The sequence below is a fragment of the Roseburia sp. AF42-8 genome, from assembly GCF_003435965.1.
Classification (GTDB): Bacteria; Bacillota; Clostridia; order Lachnospirales; family Lachnospiraceae; genus Roseburia_C; species Roseburia_C amylophila.
Genome location: NZ_QTVB01000058.1, coordinates 1 through 10,339 on the forward strand (window position 1 = coordinate 1; position 10,339 = coordinate 10,339).

Consider the following 10,339-nt stretch of genomic DNA (forward strand, 5'->3'; position numbering starts at 1 on the left):
TAATCTTTCAATATGATGTTTTTAAATTCATATTGTTATGCAAAACATTATATGTTATTATAATGTTTGTGAGGTGATATTATTATGAAATTGAACACAACCAGTGATATACCACTGTTTGAACAGTTAAAAAATGATTTACTCGAACAAATAAAAAAAGGAATTTATATTTCCGGTCAGCAAATCCCGACAGAAACTGAATTGTCTGAACTATATCATGTGAGCCGTATTACCATAAGGCGTGCAATTACTGAATTATGTAATGAAGGGGTCTTAATTAAGAAACAGGGAAAAGGAACCTTTGTAAAAGAGCGGAAAATTTTTCGTAAACTGGAACATACTCTCAGTTTTTCCGATGCATGCAAAGCCAATCAAATGGAGGCATCTACTATTGTAACCAAACGTGAAGTCATACCATATGAACAGTATCATCTTGATAATGCTGAACTCTTTGAGGGCGATTCTATTGTTTATATCCAACGTATTCGATATGCAGATGCAACACCTATTATGATTGAGAACAATTATTATCCATGTCACAAATTTTCATTTTTGCTGACAGAACCTTTAGATAGCTCTCTGTATCAGCTATTTCGTGAAAAATATGATATCTGCATTGGTTGTTCACAGAATTCTTATATTGATGCAGTAAAAGCCTCAACGGAACAAGCCAATCTTCTTCATATTTCACCCGGTGACCCATTGTTTCTTTTTCATACAGAAATGTATGATATTCACAATGAGCTCATCCATGTTGGATATGAATATATCTGTGGCAGTAAATACCGTTTTTGTTATGACAATTCATAACTTCATTCTTATATTCAGCAAATTTCCAGCATACAAAATGCTCTGTTTTCTAATTACGAAAACAGAGCATTCCTCTTTTTATCTGAAGCAGATATCCTTTATTTATTTTTCATTGCAACCTGCAATGCCTTGGTAATTGCACTTCCTACCACGAAGCAGGCTGCTGCTTCAACCAGTCCGTTGACACCTACAAAGGCAATGACAAAACGGAATGGATTTAATCCGCCTGCCAGTGACTGTATGTAATCGGAGCTGAAGAAAAAGATTACCAGTGTTGACATGAAGAAAAAGGTATTTAAGATTGGACCTGCCAAGTTGGCAATTAAAATCTTCCAGTTCTTCATCTTCGGGAATTTGGATAATCCCTTATAGATAAGTCCGGTCAACCAGCCCATCAGAATTCTTGATACTACACATACCACGAAGGTTCCGAATGGATTGATGCCAAGAAGTACTGCTCCAAAAGGACTCATTCCAAAGCACTGGATAAAGCTTGTGATTCCAAATACGGCTCCTAATACTGCTCCACCCAATGGTCCTAAAATAATGGCACCAATTGTAACTGGAACTACAATCAATGTAATTTCCAGACCAAGTGTCTTAATATAACCAAGTGGGGTAAAAGCCAGAATCAGAATGATTGCAACCAACAGAGCCATCTCAACGAGTTTCACTGTTCTGCTACTTCTATTCATAGTCTCTTCCTCTTTTCTGCATCTGTCTGCCGATGCCACAATATTATTTGTCTGCCACACTGCCAAAACAGTTTCCTGCAAACCTTGTTTAGAATACCACTTTTTTCCACTGTATACAATGTATGTACCAAAAAAAATACCTGCGGTTTAACTACAGGCAACATACTTTGCAATTTTCCCTCTAAGCACATAAAAAGGGCATCACACAAATCTTCCGATTTGCATGACACCCTTTTATCACACATCTCAAATGAGACTCATCCAAGATGAAATATTACATCCGTAAACGGATTATTTTGCAGCCATTTCCTCTTTTAAAGCTTTTGTAAGAGCTGGAACGATCTTGTTTAAGTCTCCTACTAAACCGTAATCTGCAACGTCGAAGATTGGAGCATCTTCGTCTTTGTTGATTGCGATGATGAGATCAGAATCTTCCATACCAGCTACGTGCTGGATTGCTCCGGAAATACCGATTGCAAAGTAAATCTGAGGACGAACTGTCTTTCCTGTCTGACCTACCTGTAAGTCAACTGGAAGCCATCCATTCTCTACAACTGCACGGGAGCAGCTTACTGTTCCACCAAGAACTTCTGCTAAGTCCTCTAACAGTTTGAAGTTTTCTTTAGAACCAACTCCACGACCACCGGATACTAAGATCTTAGCGTCCATGATGTTTGCTGTATTCTTAACTTCTTTTACGATATCCATGATTTCAACATATCTGTTGTTTGGTGTAAATCCTGGATTGAACTCGATAACTTCTGCTTTTGCACCTTTGATTGGAGCAATTTTCTGCATAACGCCTGGACGTACAGTAGCCATCTGAGGACGGTTATCCGGACAAGCAATTGTTGCGATGGTATTTCCACCGAATGCAGGACGGGTCATCAGTAACTGATTGTGTTTCTGCTCCTGGTTTCCAACCGGATTGATTGGAAAATCACCAATCTCAAGAACAGTACAGTCAGCTGTCAGACCTGTAGCAACTCTTGCAGATACAGTAGGACCAAGGTCACGACCGATTGCTGTTGCACCGACTAACATAACTTCTGGTTTGAATTCATTGATTACAGATGCTAATGCATGTGCATATGGCTCTGTTCTGTAGTTCTTCAGTTCCGGATCATCTACTACGATAACTTTATCAGCGCCGTATTCAGCAAGCTGATCTGCAAGACCTTTCACATCAGAACCAATTAATACTGCAGTTACTTCTGTATTTAAATCTTTTGCAAGTTCTTTGCCCTTTCCAAGTAACTCAAAAGCAACACCATTTAATGTGTTGTCTACCTGCTGCGCAAAGACAAATACTCCTTTATACTCTTCTAAACCCATTTTATTCACCACTTTTCCTTATTTTTATTAGATGATATGTTTCTCTTTGAATTTGCCAATTAAGTAAGATACTGCTTCGTCGGTATCGAGAGCAACCTTCTCGCCTGCACCTTTACGGACTTTGTCAGATGCTTTTGCGATTTTGGTCGGTGAACCTTTCAGACCAAGGTTAGAATCATCTACGTCTTTAAGGTCAGCTCTGCCCCATACAGTTACTTCTTTGTCAAATGCATCGAAGATTCCGCCTGGAGTCATGTAACGCGGCTCGTTTAATTCAGATAATGCTGTCACCAAGCAAGGCATTTTTGCTTTTAATACATGATATCCATCTTCAAACTGACGCTCAACGATTACGCTGTCACCTTCTACTTTGATATCCTGTGCATAGGAAATAACCGGAAGTCCAAGATGCTCTGCGATCTGAGGACCAACCTGTGCGGTATCTCCATCGATAGCCTGACGACCTGTGATAATTAAATCATAGTCAAGGTTTCTTAATGCACCAGCGATTGTAGTAGAAGTAGCCCAGGTATCTGCACCACCTAATACACGGTCTGTTACAAGGATTCCCTTGTCAGCGCCCATTGCCATTGCTTCACGAAGAACTTCATCAGCCTTTGGAAGTCCCATGGTAAGTACAGTAACTTCTGCACCGTACTGATCTTTTAATCTTAATGCTGCTTCCAGACCTGCTTTGTCATCTGGGTTCATGATAGTGAGCATTGCAGCTCTATCCAAAGTACCATCCGGATTAAATTTTACTCCGCCTTTTGTATCTGGTACCTGTTTTACACATACAACTATTTTCACGGTATATTCACTCCTTATATTTTTAATTTGTGTGCGCCATGATTTTTCGTTTAAAATCCTTTTGCGCCGATCTGTCAGAAACTATTTTAATAATGCGCCAGAAATAACCATTCTCTGAACTTCACTTGTTCCTTCGTAGATCTCTGTAATCTTAGCATCACGCATCATACGCTCTACATCGTATTCTCTGATGTATCCGTATCCACCGAATAACTGAACTACTTCTGTAGTAACTGCCATTGCGGTTTCTGCTGCGAATAATTTTGCTTTTGCTGCTTCTACAGAATATACCTTCTGTGTTGCTTTAGCCATAGCAGCTTTGTAAACCAGCATCTGAGCTGCTTCAATTCTGGTTGCCATATCAGCAAGCTTGAACTGGGTATTCTGCTGCTGAGCGATAGAACGACCAAACTGTTTTCTTTCTTTGGTGTATGCAACTGCTCTGTCTAATGCACCTTCTGCAATACCAAGTGCCTGAGCTGCGATACCGATACGTCCGCCATCCAGAGTATGCATAGCGATTGGGAATCCTTTTCCTTCTGGTCCTAACAGATTTTCCTTTGGAATTCTGCAGTCTTCAAAGATTAACTCGTATGTAGATGATCCACGGATACCCATTTTCTTTTCTTTTGTTCCGAAGGAGAATCCAGGAGCTCCCTTGTCCACGATGAATGCAGAGAAGTTCTTCTTCTTTCTTCCTCTCTTATCTTCGGTAACACTTGTGATTGCGATTACAATATAAACGTCTGCAACTTTACCGTTTGTAATAAAGCATTTAGATCCGTTTAATACCCACTCATCACCATCTAATACAGCCTTGGTCTGTGCTCCCTGGGCATCTGTACCAGCACCAGGCTCTGTTAATGCGAATGCACCAAGCTTCTCACCTGTTGCAAGTGGTTTTACATATTTCTGTTTCTGCTCTTCTGTACCGTAAGTCATAATTGGGTCGATACAAAGAGAAGTATGTGCAGATACGATAACACCTGTTGTACCACAAACTTTAGATAACTCTTCTACACACATAACATAGGTTAATGGGTCACATCCCTGTCCGCCGTACTCCTTTGGTACCGGAATTCCCATGAAACCAAATTTTGCCATTTTATCAACTGTTCCCTGTGGGAATACTTCTGTCTCATCAACTTCCTGAGCCAGAGGTTTTACTTCGTTTTCTGCGAAATCTCTGAACAGAGTTCTCGCCATTTCATGTTTCTTATCTAAACTGAAATCCATGTTCTGAAATCCTCCATAAATTTTATTTTACTGAGCGTCAACCGGGGTCTTTGTACGGTCAGCGTTGTATACATAGAATCCTTTTCCGCTCTTAGCGCCGAGGTTACCACCACGAACCATTTTACGGATTAATGGACATGCACGATATTTGCTGTCGCCTGTCTCGTTGTAAAGTACATCCATGATTGCAAGGCAGATGTCAAGACCAATGAAGTCACCTAACTCAAGAGGTCCCATTGGATGATTTGCGCCAAGCTTCATAGCTGCGTCGATACCTGCGATATCAGATACACCTTCCATTTTGATAAATGCAGCTTCGTTAATCATTGGGATTAAGATACGGTTTACTACGAAACCTGCAGCTTCATTTACCTGTACCGGAGTTTTTCCGATTTCTACAGAGATTTTCTTAATAGCTTCTACTGTTTCAGCAGGAGTATTTACACCAGCGATAACTTCGATTAATTTCATTCTGTCTGCCGGGTTGAAGAAATGCATACCTACCATTGGACGGGTAAGACCATTTCCGATTTCTGTAATAGAAAGACTGGATGTATTAGAAGCAAAGATACATTCTGGTTTAGCAATCTTATCAAGCTCCTGGAATGTTGTCTTCTTAACGCCCATATCTTCGAATGCTGCTTCTACGATTAAATCGCAGTCTGCGCAAAGATTCTCTTTTAAACCTGGTGTAATTTTAGCAAGGATTCCGTCAACAGTTTCCTGTGTCATTTTTCCTTTTTCTACCAGTCTTGCATATCCTTTTGCAATTTTCTCTTTTCCGCCATCAGCCCATTCCTGCTTGATGTCGCAAAGAGCTACTTCATATCCTTCTACCTGAGCAAATGCTTTTGCAATGCCCTGTCCCATGGTACCTGCACCAATAACGCCAACTTTCATGTTAGTCCTCCTTAAAAATTCATGTATTATATTTACCCGAAAACGAAAGCCTTCTGGGTTATAACTTGCAACGCAAGACCCGAGAAGCGTTTTGCACTTCCCGGGTATATTTACTTATTCAGAAAGAGTGAATTAGTCTCTCTCAACGATTGTTGAGCAGCCCATTCCACCACCGATACACAGAGTAGCAAGACCTTTCTTAGCGTCTCTCTTCTGCATCTCATGAAGCAATGTAACTAAGATACGGCATCCAGATGCTCCAACAGGATGTCCAAGTGCGATTGCACCACCGTTTACGTTTACCTTAGACATATCAAATCCAAGATCTCTTGCAACTGCAATTGACTGAGCAGCGAATGCTTCGTTTGCCTCGATTAAGTCGAAATCATCGATAGACATTCCGGTTCTTGCAAGAACTTTCTTTGTAGAAGCAACAGGTCCAACACCCATGATTTCCGGCTCAACTCCGCCAAGTGCTCCTGCAACCCATGTAGCCATTGGTTTAACACCAAGCTCTTTTGCTTTTTCTTCGCTCATAACAACGATTGCTGCTGCACCATCGTTGATACCGGAAGCGTTACCTGCAGTAACAAGTCCACCCTCTTTACCAGAGCAGCATCTTAATTTGCTTAATGACTCAGCAGTTGTGCCTGGACGTGGTCCCTCATCTGTGTCAAACATAACAGTTTCTTTCTTAACCTTAACAGGTACAGGAACGATTTCGTCTTTGAATCTGCCTTCAGCAATTGCTTTTTCACATTTCTGCTGGCTGTTTGCGGAGAACTCGTCTAACTCTTCACGGGTAATTCCGTATTTGTCACATACGTTCTCTGCTGTAATCATCATATGATAATGATTAAATGCGTCTGTTAATGCATCATTTACCATGGTATCGATAATTGTTGCATTGTTCATACGATATCCAAAACGAGCTTTTGTCATAGCGTAAGGTGCCATAGACATGTTCTCCATACCACCTGCAACAACGATGTCTGCCTGACCAGCCATAATCATGTTTGCAGCTTCGTTTACACATTTCAAACCAGAACCACAAACTACGTTTAATGTAAATGCAGGACCTCGATTGGTAAACCTGCTTTGATAGAAGCCTGACGTGCAACGTTCTGTCCCTGTGCTGCCTGGATTACACATCCCATCATTACTTCATCAACCTGTTCTGGTTTAACACCAGCTCTGTTTAATGCTTCTTTGATTACGATTGCGCCTAAATCTGCGGCTGGAGTATTGCTTAAAGCTCCTCCCATTTTACCGATTGCGGTACGACATGCGCCTGCTAAAACTACTTTCTGTGCCATTTTCTCGTCTCCTTCTGAATTAAATTTGCCTTTTACTATTGTTATTTTTTTAACAATCTTTTGTAAAAAAATAAAAGAAAGCCTTTCCGGCTCTTTCCCGACAATCTGATGTTATCATAGAAAGGGGATTTTTGCAAGTGAAACTTGCTTTATTGAGCCGGATTTTCAGCTTTCCTTAATAAAATACATGGTTTCCGATTACAGTTCCATTAATCAGTCCGTTGTTTCTGCGGAAATATAAGCAGTTTAAGGTTCTTGTGCCTGCTAACACTTCTGTTGCAGCCTGCACACAGGACGCATCTGCCCCGGATGAAAGCACTACTGCGAAACGGCCGCTGGCTACCGGTGAGAACTGCCCGCTCTGATAGATGACACCTACCACAGTATCCGGGAAATAACTGCTGTCCACACGGTTCATGACCACGCTTCCAACGGCAAGCTTCCCTTCATAGCTTTCGCCGCCTGCTTCGCACTGGATCAGTGCTGCAAGCATGGCAACATCACTGGCATTCACTGTCCCGCCACCGGAAGTATCACTTCCTGTGGTATTATCCCCGGTGGATGTCCCATCCGGATTTGCATTATTATCTGAAGCATCTGGCTGCTGCTTGTTAATAAGTTCCTCTTCCTGACGCTTAATCTCCTCCTGACGGGCTGCATCTTCTTTCGCCTTCTGTGCCTCTAATTCTTCCTCATAGGCTTTCTGTCTTGCGATTTCCGCATCTGTGTCTGCAATTTCCGTCTCTGCATCTGCAACGTCCGACTTTGCTGCACTTAATTTTTCCTGCTGGGCTGCCACCAGACTGTCTGCCTTACTCTTCTGCTCCTGCTTCGTCTGTTCTGCCGCCAGCAGTTCTTCTTTTGCTGTTTCTAAATCTTCCTTCTGCTGTTTTAATTCAGCCAGTGTATCCTGATAATCAGAAAGCTCCTGCCTGTCATAATCATAAATAGATTTGGCATATTCCATCCGGTTTAAAAAATCCGAAAATGAGTTTGCACCAAGCAGCAGCTCCAGGTAAGACTGATTGCCATTTTCGTACATATATTGTACTCTTTTCTTCATGGCTTCGTACTGGCTCTCAGAACGTGTTGTCAGCTCTGCAATCCGGCTTTCTGCTGCTTCAATCTCCACATTTTTCGCCGCAATTTCATCCTGGGTATCCGCCAGTTCGTTGCTGATTTCCTGCAATCCATTATTTAATTCCGTCAGTTCATCGGAAAGATTTATCTGATATTCTTTCAAGGAATCAAGCTGCGACTGCTGTTCCTCTCTCTGACGTTCCAGCTCTTCCACGCTGCTTCCGGTGTCCTTAGATGCCAGATCCACTCTTTCCTTGGTGCCGGTGTCTGCCTGCACCGTCATCTGTATCATCAGAAACAGTATCAGCAATGCGGAAAACATACGTCGTTTACTGTTTTTCTTCATATCTTTATCCTCTTTTATGGATTTATCACGCCTCTTGTTTTCTTCCTTTATTATAGACGGCTTTCTTATGAAAATGCAACGAAAAACTACACTTCTTTTTCAATCCCAAGATTGTTTTTCCTCTCTGCTTGTGCTATATTTGAACTAGGAATTTTAACGGAGAAAAACATATTTTGTAAGGAGGTAACCGCTATGCTATTTATACGGACAGATGACTTAAAACCCGGCATGCGTCTTGCTAAACCTATCTATAATAAATTGGGCGTCATGCTTTATGACCGCGACACCAGACTGACCCGGCAGGGTATCGAAAGTATCCGGAATTTCGAGCTGATTGGTATTTATATTCTGGAGCCTGCCGAACCGGTTCCGCCATTATCCGACGAGGATATTGCTTTCGAACAGTTCCAAACCATTTCCATGTTCCAGCTTCGCGACTGCATGGATATGATTCGTAAAGGCAGACAGCCGGACAAGCTTCCAACGCTGGTCTCTTCGATTCTGTCCCAGTATGGCCGTCTTGACCACAAGCTGAACTTTGCGCAGAATTTAAGAAGCTCTGCGGATTATGTATACAAGCATTCCATCAGCGTTGCTATTCTGGTCGCCATGCTGACTCACCAGTTAAATATGCCGGATGATTTTCAGCAGACCTGTGTAACGGCTGCTCTGCTCTATGATTTTGGCTGGCTTTTAGTTCCGACCGATCTTGCTGAAAAAACGGATCCTTTAACAGAAGAAGACGAAAAGAAAATCCTTGCCTGCCGTATCAAGAGCTTAGATTATCTGAATCCGCAGACTCACAGTATAAAGTTATCACCGGATGCTTTAAGAATCATTACCCAGTTTATTACACTCTCCGCTCCGGAAGAGGCTGCTGACCCATCCAAGATTTTCCGCAGCAGCGGCACAAAGCTTTTACAGGTTGCAGATGCCTTTGACCGGATGACCGCCATGAGCCTAACCAATGAGCCGATTTCCGAAATCGTTGCCATGAAATATTTGCAGGAGTTTCCGGAAAAATATGATACAAAGATTGTCCGTGCACTTTCTCTTTGCATCCACATTCTTCCAAGAGGTGCCTGTGTAGATTTATCCAATGGCGAAAAGGCGATGATTCTTGAAGATAACCCGGAGGATTATTCCAAACCTCTTATCTTACAGTTTACTAATAATGAAATCTTTGATTTGCGTGACCCGCACATCTATGACATTATCCAGATTCAGGATATTATGAAGACCATGGATAACCGGATTGCCATTGATGAAAATACTTTAAAGCATTTTACCTCAGACAAATATATCAAAGATGTAGCCGACCGGTTCCGCAAGCGCCAGAATCAGGCTGCCGCAGCAGCCGCTGCCGAGCCGGCACCAAAGAAAAAGACTGCAAGAAAGAAGCTGGTGTAGGATTATCAATACAGAATAGCCCACATATGTTCAATCCAAGAAAACCTTGAACATATGTGGGTTTCTTTTAAATGGGACAGCTATTATTTAATATTTAAATTCTTCATATAACATTCTGTCTAAGCTATGTTCAGTCAAAAAAAAAGAATATCATATCGCAAAACAGTCTCAAATTATCTTTCTCGACTACATAACTTAAAGAGTTTAAAATTCCCTTTTCTCCCTCAACCTCATACTTTATCTTTCTTTCCTGAATTTCATCTTCAAATCCACATATTCCCATCGGAACAACAAACATTATACCCCTTTATAATTTAACATCTTCAAATCCACATATTCCCATCGGAACAACAAACATTATACCCCTTTATAATTTAACATAAACTCTACATTTACTTTCT

Annotated in this window: 8 protein-coding genes and 1 pseudogene; 2 read left to right on the forward strand and 7 right to left on the reverse strand. The window is 41.4% G+C overall.

Annotated features, from left to right (window positions below; genetic code table 11):
* Positions 1-84 precede the first annotated feature (84 nt).
* Positions 85-810 carry a GntR family transcriptional regulator gene (locus DW059_RS13965; protein WP_117699199.1) on the forward strand — a complete coding sequence of 242 codons (726 nt, stop codon included), beginning with the start codon at positions 85-87 and terminating at the stop codon, positions 808-810.
* 98 nt (positions 811-908) lie between these two features.
* Here the strand turns inward: DW059_RS13965 and DW059_RS13970 are convergent, their stop codons facing one another.
* The 7 genes and pseudogenes from DW059_RS13970 to DW059_RS14000 all read right to left on the reverse strand — a co-directional run bounded on the left by DW059_RS13970 (position 909) and on the right by DW059_RS14000 (position 8,528).
* The gene (locus tag DW059_RS13970; protein ID WP_117699203.1) at positions 909-1,505 is read right to left on the reverse strand and encodes an ECF transporter S component; all 597 of its coding nucleotides are present in this window, start codon (positions 1,503-1,505) and stop codon (positions 909-911) included.
* 291 nt (positions 1,506-1,796) lie between these two features.
* Entirely contained in the window at positions 1,797-2,840 is a 1,044-nt protein-coding gene (locus DW059_RS13975) for an electron transfer flavoprotein subunit alpha/FixB family protein (protein ID WP_117699200.1), read from the reverse strand.
* Positions 2,841-2,867: 27 nt separating this feature from the next.
* Complete coding sequence (locus DW059_RS13980; protein WP_022244337.1) at positions 2,868-3,650, reverse strand: electron transfer flavoprotein subunit beta/FixA family protein; 783 nt, start codon at positions 3,648-3,650, stop codon at positions 2,868-2,870.
* Positions 3,651-3,731: 81 nt separating this feature from the next.
* Complete coding sequence (locus DW059_RS13985) at positions 3,732-4,886, reverse strand: acyl-CoA dehydrogenase (RefSeq protein ID WP_022244336.1); 1,155 nt, start codon at positions 4,884-4,886, stop codon at positions 3,732-3,734.
* 27 nt (positions 4,887-4,913) lie between these two features.
* Positions 4,914-5,786, reverse strand: a complete 873-nt coding sequence (locus DW059_RS13990; RefSeq protein ID WP_022244335.1) for a 3-hydroxyacyl-CoA dehydrogenase family protein — start codon at positions 5,784-5,786, stop codon at positions 4,914-4,916.
* 132 nt (positions 5,787-5,918) lie between these two features.
* Positions 5,919-7,102: pseudogene (locus DW059_RS13995) on the reverse strand (acetyl-CoA C-acetyltransferase).
* A 175-nt stretch (positions 7,103-7,277) separates the two neighbouring features.
* Positions 7,278-8,528, reverse strand: a complete 1,251-nt coding sequence (locus DW059_RS14000; RefSeq protein ID WP_117699201.1) for a cell wall hydrolase — start codon at positions 8,526-8,528, stop codon at positions 7,278-7,280.
* Positions 8,529-8,720: 192 nt separating this feature from the next.
* Here DW059_RS14000 and DW059_RS14005 point away from each other — a divergent pair, with 192 nt between their 5' ends.
* Positions 8,721-9,938, forward strand: coding sequence for an HD-GYP domain-containing protein (locus DW059_RS14005; RefSeq protein ID WP_117699202.1), 1,218 nt, complete (start codon positions 8,721-8,723; stop codon positions 9,936-9,938).
* Positions 9,939-10,339: the final 401 nt, after the last annotated feature.